Annotated in this window: 20 protein-coding genes; 17 read left to right on the forward strand and 3 right to left on the reverse strand. The window is 58.1% G+C overall.

Translation table 11 applies throughout. From position 1 onward, the window contains the following. The first annotated feature begins 4 nt into the window (after positions 1-4). From rplF to rplO, 5 genes are read left to right on the forward strand one after another with little or no spacing between them, the layout of a single operon-like run. Positions 5-541 (forward strand): 50S ribosomal protein L6, encoded by a 537-nt coding sequence (gene rplF, locus Q4E11_RS05645; RefSeq protein WP_303164327.1) that lies wholly within the window; start codon positions 5-7, stop codon positions 539-541. Further along, entirely contained in the window at positions 541-939 is a 399-nt protein-coding gene (rplR, locus tag Q4E11_RS05650) for a 50S ribosomal protein L18 (protein WP_303164328.1), read from the forward strand. Before rplF ends, rplR begins: the two co-directional genes overlap by 1 nt. 34 nt (positions 940-973) lie before the next feature. Further along, positions 974-1,591 (forward strand): 30S ribosomal protein S5, encoded by a 618-nt coding sequence (gene rpsE, locus Q4E11_RS05655; RefSeq protein ID WP_303164329.1) that lies wholly within the window; start codon positions 974-976, stop codon positions 1,589-1,591. Positions 1,592-1,596: 5 nt separating this feature from the next. Then, positions 1,597-1,782 (forward strand): 50S ribosomal protein L30, encoded by a 186-nt coding sequence (gene rpmD, locus Q4E11_RS05660; protein ID WP_303164330.1) that lies wholly within the window; start codon positions 1,597-1,599, stop codon positions 1,780-1,782. A 7-nt stretch (positions 1,783-1,789) separates the two neighbouring features. After that, complete coding sequence (rplO, locus tag Q4E11_RS05665; RefSeq protein WP_303164331.1) at positions 1,790-2,236, forward strand: 50S ribosomal protein L15; 447 nt, start codon at positions 1,790-1,792, stop codon at positions 2,234-2,236. Positions 2,237-2,319: 83 nt separating this feature from the next. Here rplO and Q4E11_RS05670 read toward each other — a convergent pair whose 3' ends face one another. Continuing rightward, entirely contained in the window at positions 2,320-4,209 is a 1,890-nt protein-coding gene (locus Q4E11_RS05670) for a 6-carboxyhexanoate--CoA ligase (RefSeq protein WP_303164332.1), read from the reverse strand. A gap of 224 nt (positions 4,210-4,433) precedes the next feature. Here Q4E11_RS05670 and secY point away from each other — a divergent pair, with 224 nt between their 5' ends. The 3 genes from secY (at position 4,434) to Q4E11_RS05685 (ending at position 8,164) form a co-directional block, all read left to right on the forward strand. Continuing rightward, positions 4,434-5,771, forward strand: a complete 1,338-nt coding sequence (gene secY, locus Q4E11_RS05675; protein ID WP_303164333.1) for a preprotein translocase subunit SecY — start codon at positions 4,434-4,436, stop codon at positions 5,769-5,771. Next, positions 5,771-6,322: an adenylate kinase gene (locus tag Q4E11_RS05680; protein ID WP_303164334.1), complete on the forward strand. Its 552-nt coding sequence runs from the start codon at positions 5,771-5,773 to the stop codon at positions 6,320-6,322. Before secY ends, Q4E11_RS05680 begins: the two co-directional genes overlap by 1 nt. Positions 6,323-6,562: 240 nt before the next feature. Beyond that, positions 6,563-8,164 (forward strand): HNH endonuclease signature motif containing protein, encoded by a 1,602-nt coding sequence (locus Q4E11_RS05685; protein ID WP_303164335.1) that lies wholly within the window; start codon positions 6,563-6,565, stop codon positions 8,162-8,164. 145 nt (positions 8,165-8,309) lie between these two features. Here Q4E11_RS05685 and Q4E11_RS05690 read toward each other — a convergent pair whose 3' ends face one another. After that, positions 8,310-8,921 carry a hypothetical protein gene (locus tag Q4E11_RS05690; RefSeq protein WP_303164336.1) on the reverse strand — a complete coding sequence of 204 codons (612 nt, stop codon included), beginning with the start codon at positions 8,919-8,921 and terminating at the stop codon, positions 8,310-8,312. Between the two features lie 182 nt (positions 8,922-9,103). Here Q4E11_RS05690 and map point away from each other — a divergent pair, with 182 nt between their 5' ends. Further along, positions 9,104-9,901 carry a type I methionyl aminopeptidase gene (map, locus tag Q4E11_RS05695; protein ID WP_303164565.1) on the forward strand — a complete coding sequence of 266 codons (798 nt, stop codon included), beginning with the start codon at positions 9,104-9,106 and terminating at the stop codon, positions 9,899-9,901. Between the two features lie 43 nt (positions 9,902-9,944). Here the strand turns inward: map and Q4E11_RS05700 are convergent, their stop codons facing one another. Next, positions 9,945-11,351, reverse strand: a complete 1,407-nt coding sequence (locus tag Q4E11_RS05700) for a metallophosphoesterase family protein (RefSeq protein WP_303164337.1) — start codon at positions 11,349-11,351, stop codon at positions 9,945-9,947. 310 nt (positions 11,352-11,661) lie between these two features. On the opposite strand from Q4E11_RS05700, the gene infA reads away from it, so the two are divergent. The 8 genes from infA to Q4E11_RS05740 all read left to right on the forward strand — a co-directional run bounded on the left by infA (position 11,662) and on the right by Q4E11_RS05740 (position 18,460). After that, positions 11,662-11,883, forward strand: coding sequence for a translation initiation factor IF-1 (gene infA, locus Q4E11_RS05705; RefSeq protein ID WP_016422077.1), 222 nt, complete (start codon positions 11,662-11,664; stop codon positions 11,881-11,883). A 297-nt stretch (positions 11,884-12,180) separates the two neighbouring features. Next, positions 12,181-12,549 carry a 30S ribosomal protein S13 gene (rpsM, locus tag Q4E11_RS05710; protein WP_303164338.1) on the forward strand — a complete coding sequence of 123 codons (369 nt, stop codon included), beginning with the start codon at positions 12,181-12,183 and terminating at the stop codon, positions 12,547-12,549. Positions 12,550-12,552: 3 nt separating this feature from the next. Continuing rightward, entirely contained in the window at positions 12,553-12,957 is a 405-nt protein-coding gene (rpsK, locus tag Q4E11_RS05715) for a 30S ribosomal protein S11 (RefSeq protein WP_016422078.1), read from the forward strand. A 24-nt stretch (positions 12,958-12,981) separates the two neighbouring features. Continuing rightward, entirely contained in the window at positions 12,982-13,587 is a 606-nt protein-coding gene (rpsD, locus tag Q4E11_RS05720; RefSeq protein WP_303164339.1) for a 30S ribosomal protein S4, read from the forward strand. Positions 13,588-13,656: 69 nt separating this feature from the next. Next, positions 13,657-14,682 carry a DNA-directed RNA polymerase subunit alpha gene (locus Q4E11_RS05725; RefSeq protein WP_303164340.1) on the forward strand — a complete coding sequence of 342 codons (1,026 nt, stop codon included), beginning with the start codon at positions 13,657-13,659 and terminating at the stop codon, positions 14,680-14,682. 37 nt (positions 14,683-14,719) lie between these two features. After that, positions 14,720-15,199, forward strand: a complete 480-nt coding sequence (gene rplQ / locus Q4E11_RS05730; protein ID WP_303164341.1) for a 50S ribosomal protein L17 — start codon at positions 14,720-14,722, stop codon at positions 15,197-15,199. Positions 15,200-15,470: 271 nt separating this feature from the next. Next, a complete protein-coding gene (locus Q4E11_RS05735; RefSeq protein WP_303164567.1) occupies positions 15,471-16,343 on the forward strand; it encodes a tRNA pseudouridine(38-40) synthase TruA in 873 nt (290 codons plus the stop codon). Beyond that, positions 16,343-18,460, forward strand: coding sequence for a DUF6541 family protein (locus Q4E11_RS05740; protein ID WP_303164342.1), 2,118 nt, complete (start codon positions 16,343-16,345; stop codon positions 18,458-18,460). Before Q4E11_RS05735 ends, Q4E11_RS05740 begins: the two co-directional genes overlap by 1 nt. Positions 18,461-18,529: the final 69 nt, after the last annotated feature.

An 18,529-nucleotide genomic window follows, 5' to 3' on the forward strand; every position in this document is an offset into this window, starting at 1 on the left:
CACAATGTCTCGTATTGGTAAGAACCCTGTCGTTGTGCCAGCAAACGTTACCGCTGCTGTCAACGGCCAGGACGTTTCCGTCAAGGGCCCGAAGGGTGAGCTGTCCGTGTCCATCCCGGCTCCAATCACCGTTGAGCTGAAGGACAATGAGATTGTTGTCAACCGTCCGGATGACAACCGCAAGAACCGCTCCCTGCACGGCCTGTCCCGTTCGCTGATTAACAACATGGTTGTCGGTGTTACCGAGGGCTACACCATCAAGATGGAAATCTTCGGTGTTGGCTACCGCGTCGCCAAGAAGGGCAAGAATCTCGAGTTCTCCCTGGGCTACTCGCACCCAATCCTGGTCGAGGCTCCGGAAGGCGTCACCTTCGACGTCGACGGCAACAACAAGCTTTCGATCACTGGTATTGATAAGCAGCAGGTCGGACAGCTCGCTGCAAATATCCGTCGTCTGCGTAAGGATGATCCTTACAAGGGCAAGGGTATTCGTTACGAGGGCGAGCAGATCCGTCGCAAGATCGGAAAGACGGGTAAGTAATGAGCAACACCAACGAAAAGCGCCTCCCGGTAGGCAAGGACATCTCGACTCGTCGTCGCGTCGCCCGCGCCCGCCGTCACGCACGTCTGCGCAAGAACGTCCGCGGCACCTCCGAGGCACCGCGCCTCGTCGTGCACCGCTCTTCTCGCCACATCACTGCTCAGGTCATCGACGACACCGTCGGTCGCACCCTGGCTGCTGCTTCCACTCTGGACGCAGACCTTCGTGGCTTTGAAGGCGACAAGAAGGCTAAGAGCGCCAAGGTCGGCGAGCTGATTGCTGCTCGCGCCAAGGAAGCTGGCATCGAGAAGGTCGTCTTCGACCGCGGTGGTTACCAGTACCATGGCCGCGTTGCTGCTCTGGCCGAGGCTGCCCGTGAAGGTGGTCTGAAGTTCTAATGCGCACTTACAAGTCCAACGGAAGGAATGCGTGATGTCGGAACGCGATAAGCGCGAAGGCGGACGTGACTCCGCTGACAACAAGAACAACAACCGTCGTGGTGGCCGCGGTAACGACCGTCGCCAGCAGGACGAGCGTTCGCAGTACATCGAGCGCGTAGTTACCATCAACCGAGTTTCCAAGGTCGTCAAGGGCGGTCGTCGCTTCAGCTTCACCGCACTTGTCATCGTCGGTGACGGCCAGGGTATGGTCGGCGTCGGCTACGGCAAGGCTAAGGAAGTTCCGGCAGCTATTCAGAAGGGTGCAGAAGAGGCTCGTAAGAACTTCTTCCGCGTCCCGATGATTGCTGGCACCATTACTCACCCGGTCCAGGGTGAGACCGCTGCTGGCATTGTGCTGCTGCGTCCGGCCGCACCTGGTACCGGTCTCATCGCCGGCGGCGCTGTCCGCCCGGTTCTTGAGTGCGCCGGTGTTCAGGACGTCCTGTCCAAGTCGCTGGGTACGAACAACTCCATCAACGTTGTCCACGCAACCGTTGATGCTCTCAAGCAGCTGGTTCGCCCTGAAGAGGTTGCCGCACGCCGTGGCAAGTCCCTCGAAGAGGTCACCCCGGCACGTATGCTGCGCGCCCGCGCAGGTCAGGGAGCGTGATTTTCATGGCACTGAAGATTACCCAGGTCCGTGGTACCGCTGGTACCAAGCAGAATCAGAAGGATTCGCTGCGTACTCTTGGCCTGAAGCGCCGTCACCAGTCCGTCGTTCGTCCGGATACCCCGGAAGTTCGCGGTCTCGTCAACGTCGTGCGCCACATGGTCGAGGTTGAAGAAGTAGCGGGGGAGTAGGTAAACCATGAGCGAACCAATTAAGCTCCATGACTTGGCCCCGGCTCCGGGCGCTAAGAAGGACAAGACTCGCGTCGGCCGTGGTGAGGCTTCCAAGGGTAAGACCGCTGGTCGCGGCACCAAGGGCACCAAGGCCCGCAAGCAGGTTTCGGCAGCATTCGAGGGTGGCCAGATGCCAATCCACATGCGCCTGCCGAAGTTGAAGGGCTTCAAGAACCCGGCAAAGGTCACCTTCCAGGTGGTCAACGTGTCGGATTTGGAGCGTCTGTTCCCGAACGGTGGCGACGTCACCATCGCCGACCTGGTTGCAAAGGGCGCTGTCCGCGCTAACCAGCCGGTGAAGGTTCTGGGCGACGGTGACATCAATGTCTCCGTCAACGTCACCGCAACCAAGTTCTCGGGCTCCGCAAAGTCCAAGATCGAGGCTGCAGGCGGCTCGGTTACCGAGGCCTAAGCTTTCATAGCTGTTCATAGCTGCTAGAAAAATCCCCGAAACCAATGGTTTTGGGGATTTTTTGTATCTTCTTCACGCGAATCCTACTGCAGTTTGATAGCGTGCAGCGCCTGCGCCAAACGCGCAATGTCATCATCGGTATGCCGCGCCGTCACAGTCAGTCGCAGCATCGCCTCGCCCCGTGGCACCGTCGGGTAGCGCATCGCGGGAATGAAAATGCCCGCGTCCGCCAACTGCGCTGACGCAGCCAATGCCGCGGACTCGTCTCCTACCTGCAAGGGGATAATCGCCGACGCGGGCTCACTTTTTGCGCCGACAAGATCGCGTACCCGCCGGATGTTTCGCTGCAATTGCTTTACGACGTCCGAAGCCTCCAGCTGCGTCACCGCAGCACGGATAGCGGCCACCGACCCCGGATTCATAGATGTCGAATAGACAAAACTGCGTGCTTGATTGCGTAGCAGGGTAGCGACCGGCTGTGCGCACAGCACAAATCCGCCTTCGACTCCGAGTGCCTTACTTGCCGTGCCAATCAAGATATCGGGGCGAATGCCGAAGTAGTGCGCTGTACCGCGACCATTTTCACCGATAACGCCGACGCCGTGAGCGTCGTCAAGCATCAGCCATGCGCCATTGCGGCGACACACGCGATCTAGGGCGTGTGCGTCGATGACCTCGCCGGACATGGAGAAGACGGCATCGGAAATGACAAGTTTGTGGCGCGCGGCCGAAGCGGCGAGGAGACGGTTCAGTTCGTCGTAATCCGCGTGCGGGAACACGGTGACCGCACCTCGTGCGGCGCGGCAGCCGTCGATGATGGAGGCGTGGTTGGCGGAGTCGGAGAAGATTTCGACATCCGCCGTTGCGATGGCGGCGATAGTCGAGTGATTTGCCTGGTAGCCGGTTGAGAATAGGACCGCGTCATCGTAGCCGAAGAATTCTGCCAGCTCGGTTTCGAGCGCCTGATGGATGCTGGTGCCGGTGGTCAGTCGCGAGCCACCCGAGCCCGTGCCGAACGTGTCGATTGCCTGGGTGGCGGCTTTCCTAAGCGCAGGGTGCGTGGAAAGGCCGAGGTAATCGGAGGACGAAAAGAGGAGGTAGTCCGTCCCGTCGATGCGGCTATGTGGCAACTGCGCAGTCTCGAACGTGCGCAGTGTGCGCGCCAAGCCCTGGTTCGCCCAGGCTTCGTTTCGGTGAGTCGCCACGCTGGCGAGGCTTATTGGCTCGGGCTTGGGTTCAAGCTGGGTATCTGGTGCATTGGCAGCAGCAGCGAGGTCCACATACACGGGCGCGTTTTCCAGATAGTCAATGAGCGCGGGGATATCCGTCCCAGGCTTGACGACGAAAATACGCGTGCCGAGAGTGCTGCCGTAGTCCTTGATATTGGGAATTCGGTGGAAGACCCCGTTAAGTGCGACGTAGCCACGGGTGTAAAAGGGGTCATCGGAAAGGCAGATTTCGGCGATAATGCCGGGTGCACTGTGGACTTTAGAGGCGAGAATACGAGCTTCGTGAAAGTGATTCTTCGCGCAGTTTTGAGCTGGATGGGAAACGGCATCGAAGGTGGAGACGCGAACGCCACGGGCCTCGTTGAGGTCGAGGCGACTACCGGTATCGGCATCTATGAGAGCGGCCCCGCGCAAGCCGGTGAGCGAATAGGCAAGTTTTACCGCTTTCTCGGCTGCGGTGATTCCGGCGCTTCTGAGCAGATTGGTGATCACTGCGCGAGCTTGTTCGGGCGTTTCACTGGTGTGCAGCCGCGGTGTCAGTGCGGGCACTGTGGTTACAGAGTCCTCATCAATGCAGTCCGCGGTGATGTGAATGGTATCGGCTGAGCCCTTGTCGTGGCGCAAAGCGCGATTCGTCATCGCAGCGGCCAACTGCGGCAGCTCGGGAGCTGAGGCCAGGCGCTCCGCGCCGGAGATATGGGAGCCGTCAGCGCTTGAACGCATGCGAATGCTGTAGGTAGTCACAGCGAAAAACTTTAACACTGTTCAAGTTTTGTGACCTTGGGTACGTCGTAAAGCGAAAATTGACGGCGGTGATTTGTGTGAGCTGCGACGTAAGAAGCGACGGTATTGCGCCAGGGGAGTGCAACGCTGGTAGACTCACTACGTCAAATACTGTCAATATTTGGTCTAAGAATTTTCACATGCCCGAAAATGGGAAAACTGCAGGATTCTTAGGCCGCGGGAGGATGCACGTGGCTTCCGGTCTCATTGCGGCGTTGCGCGATCCCGATTTGCGTAAGAAGATCTTCTTCACCTTGATGATGATTATTCTGTACCGAATCGGTTCGCAGATTCCGACCCCTGGTATCGACTACCAGCTGGTCAATGCGCAGCTCGAGCAGATTTCGAAGGATCAGTCGAACGTTTATTCGCTGATTAACCTGTTTTCTGGTGGCGCTCTGCTGCAGATGGCGATTTTCGGCATCGGTATCATGCCGTACATTACGGCCTCAATTATCGTTCAGCTGCTGACTGTGGTGATTCCACACTTCGAGCAGTTGAAGAAGGAAGGCCAGTCGGGCCAGACAAAGATGACACAGTACACGCGTTATCTGACAGTGGCGTTGGCGCTGCTGCAGTCGGCCGGCATTGTGGCAATGGCTGACCGAGGCGCTCTGCTCGGTGGTTCGCAGTCGCTGCTCGTCGAAGGTACAGGTGTCTTTGACCTGGTCGTGATGGTGGTTGTCATGACCGCTGGTGCGGTGCTGGTCATGTGGATGGGCGAGCTGATTACTGACCGCGGTGTCGGTAACGGTATGTCCCTGCTGATTTTCGCTGGTATTGCCGCAGGCATGCCGGCGCAGGGGGCCAACATCCTGCGCTCCACCAGTGGCGTGGTCTTTGCAACTGTGCTTGTTGCGGTTCTGATTCTGGTCATCGGCGTTATTTTCATCGAGCAGGGTCAGCGTCGTATTCCGGTGCAGTACGCCAAGCGCATGATTGGCCGTCGTCAGTACGGCGGTTCCTCTACCTACCTTCCGCTGAAGGTCAACCAGGCGGGCGTTATTCCGGTCATTTTCGCTTCCTCGCTGATCTACGTGCCGGTGCTGATTACCCAGATTGTTCAGTCGGGGCAGTCGAACCCGAACACTGACAACTGGTGGCAGCGCAACGTCATTCAGTACCTGCTGGCACCGTCGAGCTGGCAGTACATTTTGCTGTTCTTCGTGATGATTGTGTTCTTCTCGTTCTTCTACACCTCGGTGCAGTACGACCCGTACGAACAAGCGGAGAACATGAAGAAGTACGGCGGCTTCATTCCGGGCTTCCGACCAGGTCGTCCGACTGCTGAATACCTGTCCTACGTCCTCACGCGTCTTCTGTGTGTCGGCTCGCTCTACCTGGGTCTGATTGCAGTTCTGCCAAATGTTGCCCTCGATTTGGGACTTGGTGACGCGCAGGCGGGCCAAGGCGGTATGTTTGGAGGTACGGCGCTGCTGATTCTGGTCAGTGTTGCACTGACGACGGTCAAGCAGGTTGAAAGCCAAATGATGCAACGTAACTACGAAGGGTTCTTGAAGTAATGCGACTCGTACTAGTAGGTCCTCCCGGTGCAGGCAAGGGCACTCAGGCAGCTATCCTCTCGGAGAAGCTGGGTGTTCCGCACATTTCGACCGGTGACCTGTTTCGCGCAAACATCGGCGAGGGCACTCCGCTCGGTATCGAGGCAAAGTCCTACATCGACGCGGGCAACCTTGTTCCGGACGATGTGACCGTTCGTATGGTCGAGTCCCGTCTGAATGAGGACGACGCTGCTAAGGGTTTCCTGCTCGATGGTTTCCCCCGCACGGTCGGCCAGGCTGAGGAGCTAGAGCGCCTGCTGAAGAACCTGGGTACTGAGCTGGACGCGGTTGTTCAGTTCGATGTTTCGGAGGATGTCGTCGTCGAGCGCATGCTGGCTCGTGGCCGTGCGGACGATACTGAAGAGGTTATCCGTAACCGCATGCACGTGTACGCCAATGAGACCGCTCCGCTGCTGGACCACTACGCGGACAAGATCATCAAGATCGCCGCTGAGGGCACCGTTGAGGAGATTAACGAGCGTACGATGGCTGAGCTGGAGAAGCTAAAGTAATAGCGCCGAGCTGTTGCGGCTGCTGCGCCTGCTGCGGCTAATCTTTTGGCCGATTATTTCTTGGCCGTTTAGTAGAAACCGCTTTTTCGGACTGTATCTGGTCTGGAAGGGCGGTTTTTTGTATTGAGAGAAGCGAAAGAATGTTTGAAAAAGTTGGCACAGGGTATTGTGTGGGTCGAATGGGTGTGCGATACTTGGGGTGTTGAAAATACTTCCATCGCGGTGGAAGGAGGGGGGGAAATGGTTCAGCCAGGTCAGCAGGATGGGCAACGGGGAAGTCGGGAAACGCTTACCGTTTCGCAGATTCTCAATGTGGTTACGCAATTTGAGGCATTGTCGCAGCGTGTTGTTGAGTGTTTCGGGGAATTGCCAGCCGTGCATATGCGAGATGCGTACGCGTGGATTGAACGGGCACGAAAGCGGTTGGCAATTGTAGATGCGGAATACCTGGCAGCTCTGGCCCCTGAGATTCCCTCCGCTGACCACCGGAAGGTCGCGTGGCTTGCGGAGAATGCGCATATTTCCCGTGCGGAAGCGAGGCAGCGAATCAGTTGTTTAGGGCGCCTCCGCAAGGATGCGGAGCTTTTTACGTCGGCAAGCGAAGACGGCAGAATGCCCGCGCTGCGCGAGAAAGTGGCAGACGGTGTCGTCGGCGGAGATGCAGTGCAGAAGATTGACAAAGCGGTTAAAGATATGCCGGAGACGGAGCATACGCGGGTGACGCGGGCGCTTGATGAGCATGTTAGTGAGATCATCGCTGAGGTGCGTGTCGATGATCTCGGCGCGTTGTCGCACAGGCTCAGGGCGATGTTGGGCATTGATGATCCGTACACGGATGAGGATCGGCAGCGCCTTCGAGGGATAAAAGTCGGGCCGCAGCGCGCTGATGGCATGAGTCGGTTATCGGGAGTTTTGACACCGCGTTTTGCAGCGATGCTCAAGCGGCTGCAGGCGGATCATGCTCGTCCTGGAGGCTTGCTAAAAGAAGGCGCGAAGGATGAGCGGAATCCGGAGCAGCGCTTTCACGATGCGTTGGAAGCGACGGTAGCGGGCGGCTATGGCAAAGGGGCTGAGTTGAAGCCTGTTCGAGGCACCACCTCAATTGTGACGGTGGCGCATATTTCGGATATTGCCAAGATTGCCGGAGTTGAACTCAGCGAAGGAGAGCAGTTCACGTTGCCCGGCACGGGCAAAGCGGTAAGTGATGCGGGTGTCAGGCTCACGGTTTCAGAGGCGATTGGGCAGGTCGTTGCGGGGAATTCGTTCTTGCAGGTATTGGGGGATAAGGGACAGAGCCTGTTCCTCGGGCGATCGCAGAGGCTAGGGACAATGGCGCAATATCTTGCGCTGTGCGGTGAAGAAGGAGGGGCTTCGGCACCAGGTAAGGCAACTCCGCCAGCGATGTGCGACATGCACCATATCCAATCGTGGGCTCAAGGTGGGCCGACGGATATCTCCAATCTGACATTCGTTGATCCGGGAACGCATCGGAAAATTGATGACGCTCGTCGAGATTCGGATGCCTGGTGGACTGTGCGCCCGGACGAACTAGCGTCACACGGTGAGGTCTCGGATGATGACAAAAAGGCGGCGGATAAAGAGGTCGGCTCTACTGTCGAGCGAGTTATGTGGGTTGAGCCGCGAAGCGAGGCGGCGAAAAGAGAGGCAGGAGCGAAGAAAAGTGAGGTAGGAAAGAGAAGGTACTTGGTAAACCAGGATCCAAGTGCCTTTGATAATCCGGGACGTTGGTTGCGCCGTGCGTATCGTCGCAATCAAGCTACGGGGGATCGCGGATCAGGGGAGGACAGTGAAGGCGAGAGCAATGGTGGTGACGGAGACTGAGCGGGTTCGTTGAGTTGGATGACTGCGCGTTATGGCTGAGTTAACCGGGAAAACGAAAATCGCACCCAGCGATGCAGTCGCGTAGTTCGGGCGTGCGCGTGGGTGCGTTGTCAGGGCTGGGCAGGTCGAGTGGCTGCCGGGCGGATTAACCCTGCTGGTAATCCTGGATGACTTCGTCGATAAGCGGCTGTGCCTGATCGGCGGGGACATTCGCGAAGACGAATTCCTGGTAGACCTTGTTTGTTTCATCAATAATCATGACGAAAGGTGAGCTGTTATTGACGCCGCTGAAGGCCCGCTTACCCGGAAGGTCATAGGGAGCGTAGTTTTCTACAGACTCTGCTATCTCATTGATTCGCTGGACGGTAGCCGGGTCTTCTGCGGTGGTGACCATGGCTGCCGAACCGGAATCGGTGCCCATCACGCAGGTGAAACCGTGAACGCTTTCGCTGCCGAGGATGATTGGCTTGGCATCATCGGACTCGACACAACTGCCAATCTTCTCCTTAATCGGGGCAGGTGTCAGATTCTGAATGGGCTCCGGCAGGGCAGCAGTTCCCATGAAGCCCTTGGTGCTGTCCGAGTTGCCGTCCTGGTCAGGAGCGCCCTCTGGGGCGGCGGAGGATTCTGCTGGTGGAACGGTAGGAGCCGACGACGGTTCTGGGTTGCTTGAGCATGCGCCGACGAGGAGAAGGGAGCTAGCGGCAAGCACTGCGCTGACGTTGCGGGCAGTCGTCGACTTCATAAAAGAATGCATGGAAGTCATCGTAAGTCAGGTGGAGTTGTGGAGTAAATCGGTGAGAGTCTGAGCCTAGTTCGTGTCTAACCTGCGCCACGTTCACTCCTAGCCAGCACCGACGCCGCACCTCATCACGAAGGTGTGGCCATGTCCGGCATTTATGCTGCAGTGGTACCAACGGAGTAGAGTCAAGGCCTGTGATGAGTTTTCGACGCCGCCGCAAAGTAGTTCCCGCCCGCACCAAAGGGGAGCTGGATGCTATGCAAGCGGCCGGCGAAATCGTCGGTCGCGCTCTCGTGGCCTGCCGTAACGCGGCTAAGCCGGGAGTTACTACAGCTGACCTCAATGAGGTGGCGCATCAAATCATTTCCGATGCCGGTGCCAAGCCCTCGTTCCTCGGCTACGAAGGCTTCCCTGCGTCCATTTGTGCTTCTGTAAATGAAGTTATTGTCCACGGTATTCCGTCGCCGTCGACGGTTCTTGCAGAGGGCGATTTGGTATCCATTGACTGTGGCGCAATCCTCGATGGCTGGCACGGCGATTCGGCTCTCACTTTTGGTGTGGGCAAGCTCGCTGAGGACGTCGAAAAGCTCAATATTGCAACCTCCGAGGTCCTCGCCGAAGGCATTAAGGCGATGGTGCCGGGCGCGCGCCTGACGGATATCTCGTACGCGCTTGAGATGGCGACGCGTGACGCCGAACTACGTCATGAGATCGAACTCGGAATTGTTGACGGATACGGCGGGCACGGCATCGGCCGCGAGATGCACATGGATCCTTTTCTCGCCAATGAGGGCAAGCCAGGCAAGGGGCCTCGCATCGTGGAAGGGTCGGTTCTGGCCATCGAACCGATGCTCATTCTTGGTGGCGAGTGGGGCAGCGATGAGCTTGACGACGGCTGGACCGTCGTAAGCGCCGACCGTATGCCGGCATCCCACTGGGAACACACAGTCGCCGCCACGGCGGACGGCCCGAGGATTCTGACCCCGCGATCATAAAATCTCCGTCGTGCAGTAGCCCGCTGAGCTACAGCCTGTGGGGCTAGAGGTTTTCGCGGACGTGCTTGGACTCGCCACACTTGTCGATAGTGAATGAATCCATTGTCTGTCCTGGACCATTGATGTTGTTCGAGGTGTAGCTGTCAGCACCCTCGTGCGTAATGACAGAATTCACCGTCATAGTGCAGCCCTCAACCGAGGTTTTGGCGTAGGTCGCGGTTTCCTTTGCCCAAACCTTGCGGTTCGCGCCGTTGTTATCCCAGGCCGCGTTTTCAGCTTCGGCTTCGTAGAACTTGGAGCCCGACGACGACACCATGTAGACCGGGCCCGTGTTTTCGCCATTGACTTCATTGTCGGTACGGTGACCGCGTGCGTAGGCGTGATCGTGGCCGTTGAGTACCAGGTCGACATTGTGCTTTTCCAGAATGTCGCCGAAGTATCGCAGGTTTGTAGTGGTAATGCGCTTAGTAGTGGCGTTGTAGACCGGCTGATGGAACATCACTACGGACCACTGGTTCGGATTGGAAGAAAGAGCCTCATCCAGGAACTTCGCCTGCTGGCCGAGGAACAGGTTATTAGAGGTCAAGGTAATGAAGCGGACACCCTGGTAATCCACAAAGTAGGTGGAATCTGGTAGGGCTGCCGGGCCGTTGTCCGGATGAGTGAAGTGGTTCTGGAAGTTCTTTGCCGGTGGATCGCCCATCAGTTCGTGGTTACCAAGGGCAGTCAGCATTGGGGTTGTGCGAGCCGTAGCTCCCTGCGCTTCAAACCACTGACCCCACTGCTCATCGTCGTCGGCGTTATTGATTTGGTCGCCCGTGTGTACTGCGAGCGCAGCGTCTGGGACAGCTGAGTATGCCGCCTGTGCGGATAGTTTTGCTTCTTCAGTCAGACCGTTTTGAGCATCGCCGAAGTAGACAAAGTTGAAATGCTGGGCATCGGCGGCAGCCGTGCGGAACGAGTCCCAAGGGCCGGCATTTCCATCTGCACCGATGATTCGGTACTCATACTCTGTGGCAGGCGAAAGGTCAGTCAGCGCCGCGAACTGGTGGACTCCATCGCCCTTGCCAGTTTCGACAGTGGGCGTAGAGACAACTTGCTCAGTTCCAGATGGGCGGTACTCAACGCTGGCGCCGGCCGAAGGCGTGCGGAAGGTAACGTTCATACCGGTCGAGGCATCGGCGGCGGGAGAGAGAATAATGCGCTCGGCGACACCGGGGATTGCGTTTGTCCGCGGGGCGGAGGTGCTCACAGCTTCGGTAGTGGGAGCGTTGGTTTCAGCGCCCGCAACGGGGGTCATGCCTGGCGTGACGACGGATGGTAGCGACAATGCAGCAGCTGCGAAAGCGGCAATCGCACGGGTGTTGAAGCGAATCTCCTTGCGTGACCGAGTTTGCGCCTTGAAGGCTGTATTAGAGCTAAGTGCTTTTAGAGAAATATCAATAGGCATGACACTAATGTCGTGGGTGCCAATGGCCAATCGGTAAACGCAAGGTAAAAACCAATATAAAGTTCCGACTTGTCAAAGTTGTGCCGATGAATATTCTAATCAGATGCCCACGAGCATCGCACCGGGCGGGTATCCAGGAGATATTTGGTAAAAATGCTGGTCGCGTGTAAAGTTGGGCGATGGTGTAGGTGCAGTGTCCGCGCAGCGGCATTTTTCGCTGCCAGAAACTGCTAAAAACACCAGGCAGAGTAGAGATTTCCCAACTGGTGCCGGGGAGCCCCCGGGTATCCACCAGAGAGACGTGGAGGACATGGCTAAAAAGGAAGGCGCAATTGAGGTCGAGGGCCGCGTAGTCGAGCCCCTGCCGAACGCGATGTTCCGAGTGGAGCTGGACAATGGGCACAAGGTGCTCGCCCATATCAGTGGCAAGATGCGCCAGCACTACATCCGTATTCTCCCGGAAGACCGAGTTGTCGTGGAGCTTTCTCCGTATGACCTCGAGCGTGGGCGAATCGTCTACCGCTACAAGTAAATCGGGCTAGCTGTCACAAAGTGGCAGGCAGTTCGTTTACTAACTAGACCGAAAACTCCACCGTCCTAGCTGCTTCTAGTGGCGGCTGTGTTTCGTGGATTGGGTGTATACCCAGCGTTCCGTCGAAATCAGTCGTGTCTTACAAGCTTTTATAGAAGTCAGCGAGATTACCTCCGGCAACGGTGGCTGGAGCCTTTCTAAAACATCTGTAGCGACTCGGCGTCCGACCGAGTTAGCTCGATCTGGAAAGGATGGCAGTGGAGTAAACCACCGCATCAACCGGAAGGAATTTGCCGTATGGCACGCCTTGCTGGAGTTGACCTGCCGCGCAACAAGCGTATGGAGGTCGCTCTTACCTACATTTATGGCATTGGCCCAGCCCGTGCCGCTGAGCTGCTGGAGAAGACCGGCATCTCTCCGGATCTGCGCACCGACGCTCTCACCGATGAGCAGGTTGCTGCGCTCCGTGACGTGATTGAAGCTACCTGGAAGGTCGAGGGTGACCTCCGCCGTCAGGTTCAGGCTGACATTCGCCGCAAGATTGAGATTGGTTCCTACCAGGGTCTGCGCCACCGTCGTGGCCTGCCGGTCCGTGGTCAGCGCACCAAGACCAACGCTCGTACGCGTAAGGGTCCGAAGAAGACGATCGCCGGAAAGAAGAAGTAAAACATGGCAGCTCCGAAGTCCGCACGCGGCCGTCGTACCGGCCGTCGCGTTGTAAAGAAGAACGTGGCTCAGGGCCACGCATACATCAAGTCCACCTTCAACAACACCATCGTTTCCATCACGGATCCGAAGGGCGCTGTTATCTCGTGGGCCTCCTCTGGTCACGTCGGTTTCAAGGGCTCTCGTAAGTCCACGCCGTTCGCTGCTCAGATGGCTGCCGAGAACGCTGCTCGTAAGGCCATGGAGCACGGTATGAAGAAGGTTGACGTTTTCGTCAAGGGTCCGGGTTCGGGCCGCGAGACCGCTATCCGTTCCCTCCAGGCCGCTGGCCTTGAGGTGTCCTCGATCTCGGATGTGACCCCACAGCCGCACAACGGCTGCCGTCCGCCGAAGCGTCGTCGCGTCTAGGAATAGGGTAAGGAGAGAACACTAATGGCCCGTTATACCGGTCCCGCAACCCGTAAGTCCCGTCGTCTCCGCGTCGACCTCGTCGGTGGCGACATGAACTTTGAGCGTCGTCCCTACCCTCCGGGGCAGGCTGGCCGCGCTCGTATCAAGGAGTCGGAGTACCTGCTCCAGCTCCAGGAAAAGCAGAAGGCACGTTTCACCTACGGCGTGATGGAAAAGCAGTTCCGTCGCTACTACGCCGAGGCACACCGTCGCCCGGGCAAGACTGGCGATAACCTCGTCGTCCTGCTGGAGTCGCGTCTGGACAACGTTGTCTACCGCGCTGGTCTGGCTCGCACTCGCCGCCAGGCTCGTCAGCTGGTTTCCCACGGCCACTTCACCGTTAACGGTAAGAAGATCAACGTGCCGTCCTTCCAGGTAAGCCAGTACGACATCATCGACGTGCGACCGAAGTCGCAGAAGATGATCTGGTTCGAAGAGGCACAGGAGAACCTGGTCGACGCTGTCGTCCCGGCATGGCTCCAGGTTGTTCCTGAGTCCCTGCGCATCCTCGTGCACCAGACCCCGGAACGCGCACAGATCGACATTCCGATCCAGGAACAGCTGATCGTCGAGTTCTACTCGAAGTAAAATCTTCGCTTGCATCCATTCATTCCCTATGGCGTCATATAGCGGTCGCCACCTGGAGGATTTACGAACATGCTTATTTCCCAGCGCCCTACGCTGACTGAGGACTACATCGACTCCTCGCGCTCTCGGTTCATCATTGAGCCGCTGGAGCCAGGTTTCGGCTACACCCTCGGTAACTCTCTTCGTCGTACGCTGCTGTCGTCCATCCCGGGCGCTGCAGTAACCAGCATCCGTATCGACGGCGTGCTGCACGAGTTCACCACTATTCCGGGTGTTAAGGAGGACGTCTCTGACATCATCCTGAACATCAAGGGTCTGGTGCTCTCCAGCGAGTTCGACGAGCCGGCAACTGTTTACCTGCGTCGTGAGGGCGCTGGTGCGGTTACCGCTGCAGACATTGAGTGCCCGGCAGGTGTGGAGGTCCACAACCCGGATCACCACATTGCAACTCTCAATGACTCCGGTCGCTTGGAAATCGAGATGATCGTCGAGCGCGGTCGCGGCTACGTGCCGGCGACCCCGAACTCCGGTGGCGAAATCGGCCGCATTCCGCTGGACCAGATTTACTCGCCAGTTCTGAAGGTCAGCTACAAGGTTGAAGCTACTCGTGTTGAGCAGCGCACCGACTTTGACAAGCTGATCATCGACGTTGAGACCAAGAACTCGATCACTGCCCGCGACGCAATGGCGTCGGCAGGCAAGACCCTGGTTGAGCTCTTCGGCCTGGCACGTGAACTGAACGAGACCGCTGAGGGCATTGAAATTGGCCCGAGCCCGCGTGAGGCTGAGGATGTCGCTGCGTACCAGACTCCGATTGAGGATCTGGACTTCTCCATGCGCTCCTACAACTGCCTCAAGCGTGAGGAGATCCACACCGTCGGCGAGCTCGCTGCTCGTACTGAGTCGGACCTGCTGGATATCCGCAACTTCGGTGATAAGTCCATCAACGAGGTCAAGGAAAAGCTCGCTGAGCTCGGCCTGGCTCTGAAGGACTCCCCGAACAACTTCGATCCGGCTGCTGTCAGCGATTTGGATGCTGACTCGGATGACGACGCTGAATGGACTGATGGCGCAAGCGCTGGCTACGACGAGTAGTTCACCGACGCGACTTCATTAAAACGAGGAGAAACCTATGCCTACCCCTAAGCAGGGTGCCCGTCTCGGCGGCTCCGCTTCGCACCAGAAGAAGATTCTGGCCAACCTGTCGAAGCAGCTCATCGAGCACGGCAAGATTAAGACCACTGACACCAAGGCCAAGCTGCTGCGTCCGTACGTAGAGAAGCTGATCACCAAGGCAAAGCGCGGCACTCTCGCAGACCGCCGCAACGTTGCCAAGCTGCTCAACGACAACTACGCAGTTAAGGCACTGTTCGAGGAGATCGCTCCGAAGTTCGCTGACCGCGACGGCGGCTACACCCGCATCATCAAGCTGGGTAACCGCAAGGGCGACAACGCTCCGATGTCTCTGATTGCTCTGGTTGAGGAAGAGACCGCAACCGCAGAGGCAACTCGCGCAACTCGTGCAGCTGCTTCGAAGCAGGCTGAAGAGGCTAAGGCTGAGGAAGCTGAGGCCGACGAGGCTGAGGCTGAGGACGCAGCTGAGGAGAAGTAATCTCGCAGCGCCTCTTAGCGCCAACGGCCTAACGTGGCCGTAGCATTCTTAAGATCCCCGCTACTTGTTCATGCGAACAGTTAGTGGGGATCTTTGCTTTACGACGGCCGCAGCGCGCGTATTCGACAGACCAATATCAGCAGCCAGCACGCATGTGTATTTTCCAATCCGGTGTGCCAGCTACAATCTTTTAACCGTGACGACACTTATGCCCTCAACCCCAGATACCGTGCCAGCCGGCAGCGACAGTGGCCGCGATAGTAACGCCGACATGGTTCGGCTGCGGTTCGACATTGCCTATGACGGTACGGATTTTCACGGTTGGGCGGCGCAGAAGGACAAGCCAACTGGGGAGTCGGTACGCACTGTACAGGCAACGCTCGAATCAACCTTGGAAAAGGTATTGCGCTTTCCTGTTCAACTGACAGTGGCGGGTCGTACAGATGCTGGCGTTCATGCATCCGGGCAGGTTGCTCACGCTGATGTGCCCAGGGCGAGCTTGGATACGCGCTCTATTGCAGGTGACCCAGGTAACTTGGTTCGTCGTATAGCACGCCTGTTGCCCAGTGACGTGACGTTGCGCGATGCGTCGTTCGCGGATCCGGGCTTTGATGCGCGGTTTTCGGCGCTTCGGCGTCACTACGTCTATCGCGTGACCACGTGCCCCAGCGGTCCGCTGCCGACGCGCGCTCGGGATACATCGCAGTGGCGTCGCGGTGTCGACCTTGCTCGAATGCAGGTCGCAGCGGATGCGTTGGTGGGACTCAATGACTTTGCGGCGTTTTGCCGGCATAAGCCGCATGCGACAACGACGCGTGATTTGCAGCGGTTCGAGTGGTTTGATGTCTCGACGGGGGAGGAACCCGAGCTGTATGAAGCGCATGTGACAGCTGATGCGTTTTGTTGGTCGATGGTGCGTTCTCTAGTCGGCGCGTGCTTGGCCGTGGGGGAGGGACGCCGTCCGGTGGAATTTACTGAAGACCTGCTGGGGGAGAAGCAACGCTCCTCGTTGGTGCCGGTGGCGGAGGCCAGAGGGCTCAGTCTAGTCGGCGTTGATTATCCGGACGCGGCCGACTTGGCCGCACGGGCGGAGCAGACGCGGGAACGTCGTGACGCAGAGGAAATCGGGAGGGTGGATCGGTAGTGGTATGGGCAATTGCAAGCTTGGTCTTGCTACTGATTGTTCCCGGTGCCATCGTCGCCCGGGCCGGCGGCCTTAGCCTGCCGTGGGCGTTGGTCGTGGGGCCGGCGGTGACGTTTAGCGTCGCGGGGCTAGCCGGTTGGGTACTCGGTGCCGTGAATATTCGGTTCACCCTGGTCAGTGCATTAGTGTGCTGGTTGATCGCGGTGGCGGTTGCCCTGTGTTGGCGTGGCGGCAGTTCGCTTATGCGGCGACGTCGGCCGGTTGAGGCAGTGCCGAGACCGAGTCGGTGGACTGATATTGGCCGTGGCTCAGTCGCAGGTGTTGGAATTGTGGTCGCGGCGATAGTTCTCGCGTGGACTGCCGTTAGCCGGATCTCCTCGATGCCGCAGGGGATGGAGACAATCCAGCAGAGTTGGGACACCCTCTGGCATGCCAATGTCATCCGTTCGATTACCGAAAACGGCATGGCCTCGGCCACCAGAATGGGCGAGATTCAGAATGTAGAAACTCATGCGCAGTCCTACTATCCAGCAGCATGGCACGCCTTTGGTGCACTGTGGGCGCTGATTATCAAGCTGCCTATTACAGCTGTGATGAACTATCTCGACGTGGTTCTCCCCGCAGTTCTCATTCCGACGGCTGCCGCAGCTCTGGCGTGGCGTATCGCAGATCGCAATGACATGCGTTCGGCGCTGGGGGCAGGCATCGCAGCGCTTGTCTCCGCGGCGCTGCCAGTACTCATGCCCATCGGCGTCTTCGTTAGTGCCTGGCCGTATCAGGTGGCCATCGCTCTCGCGATGACGGTCTTCGCCCTAGCCACCTCTCTGCCACATCGGCCTGAGCGCATTTTCGTTGTGGCCCTGGCCATCATCGGTATCGGCCAGTTGCACCCATCGTCGGTGCCAACGGTCGGTCTGCTCGGCGTGATGTGGTGGTTGTTCTACCGCCTTCCGCGCCCGGCTCATCCAGAGCTGGGGAAGGTGCGCGCACGGCTTTACGACGTCGCGGTGATTGCAGCCGCTTTCCTGCCAGCAGTGGCAGTACTGCTGCCACAGTGGCTGTCCGGTGCCGCTCAGACCGCGGATGTGCGTGAGGTCTCCGCTGAGGTGGAGGGGCTCGACCGCTTTGGTTCGTGGTACCGTGCGGTGACGTTGCTGACTCGCCACGCTGAGGTCTATCGCCCATATTGGCCAATTCTCATTGTCGGGTTCATTGGGATTGCGCTGCTGACCTTTAACAAGTTCGACCGTCGTCGCGCTTGGGTGCTGCCGGCGTGGTTGGTGTCCGTGGTGATGACAACCCACGCGATTAAGCACTTTGGCACAGCGGCCGGGGACATCCTGGCGTTGTACACGGATTTGCACTATTCCACGCCACATCGATTGGTGATGGTGACGGCCTACTTGGTTTCTGCGTCGGCAGGCATTGCCGTGGCGTGGGCATGCACGGGTATTGGGCGATTCGGCGAGAATCGCGTGCCGTCGACGGGGAAGGTCGTCAGTTTCAGCTTGGCGACGGTGACTTCGGCGGCTCTGGTGGTCTACGGTGTGGCAACGAATGCTGATGTTGCGGACTATTCGTACAAGACGCCGCGTGAATGGCGACTGATTACCCGTACGGATTTGAAGGCCTTTGATTGGTTGGCCAAGCAGCCGGAGGCGCATGAGCACCGCACGTTTACCAATCCGGCAGAGGGCTCTGGCTGGATGTATGCGCGAAACGGCCTGCCGGTGGTGTTCCCGCACTATGCCTGGCCGGTAGCCGGTCCACAGACCGCAACGTCGATGCTCTATTGGCACGCTGACTTCCTGGGCACTGGCGAAGTGAACCGCCCGCATGATTTGAATAAGGTCGACCAGGCTGCGCGAAAGCTCAATGTCGGATTCATCTATCTGTCACCCCCAAATTACTGGGATTACCAAAAGACTCCGAAGACTCTGTCGGAGAAACTATGGTGGGCACCGGGCGTGACCCCTGTTTATCGCGATAGACAGGTGATTATCTACGCCATTAATGACATGATTTCGCCTCAGCGAATTGATCAGATGCGAGCGAGCTCCCCAGAAGTCATTCCACCTTCGGCTACTAGGGGATGGAGCGATGGTCGGGTAGGTTAGGACACCATGCGGATGAATAAATTTATGGCAATGAGTGCGGCCGGAGCGATGATGGCATTCGCTTTGGTC

The sequence above is a fragment of the Corynebacterium sp. genome, assembly GCF_030532195.1.
Taxonomy (GTDB): Bacteria; Actinomycetota; Actinomycetes; order Mycobacteriales; family Mycobacteriaceae; genus Corynebacterium.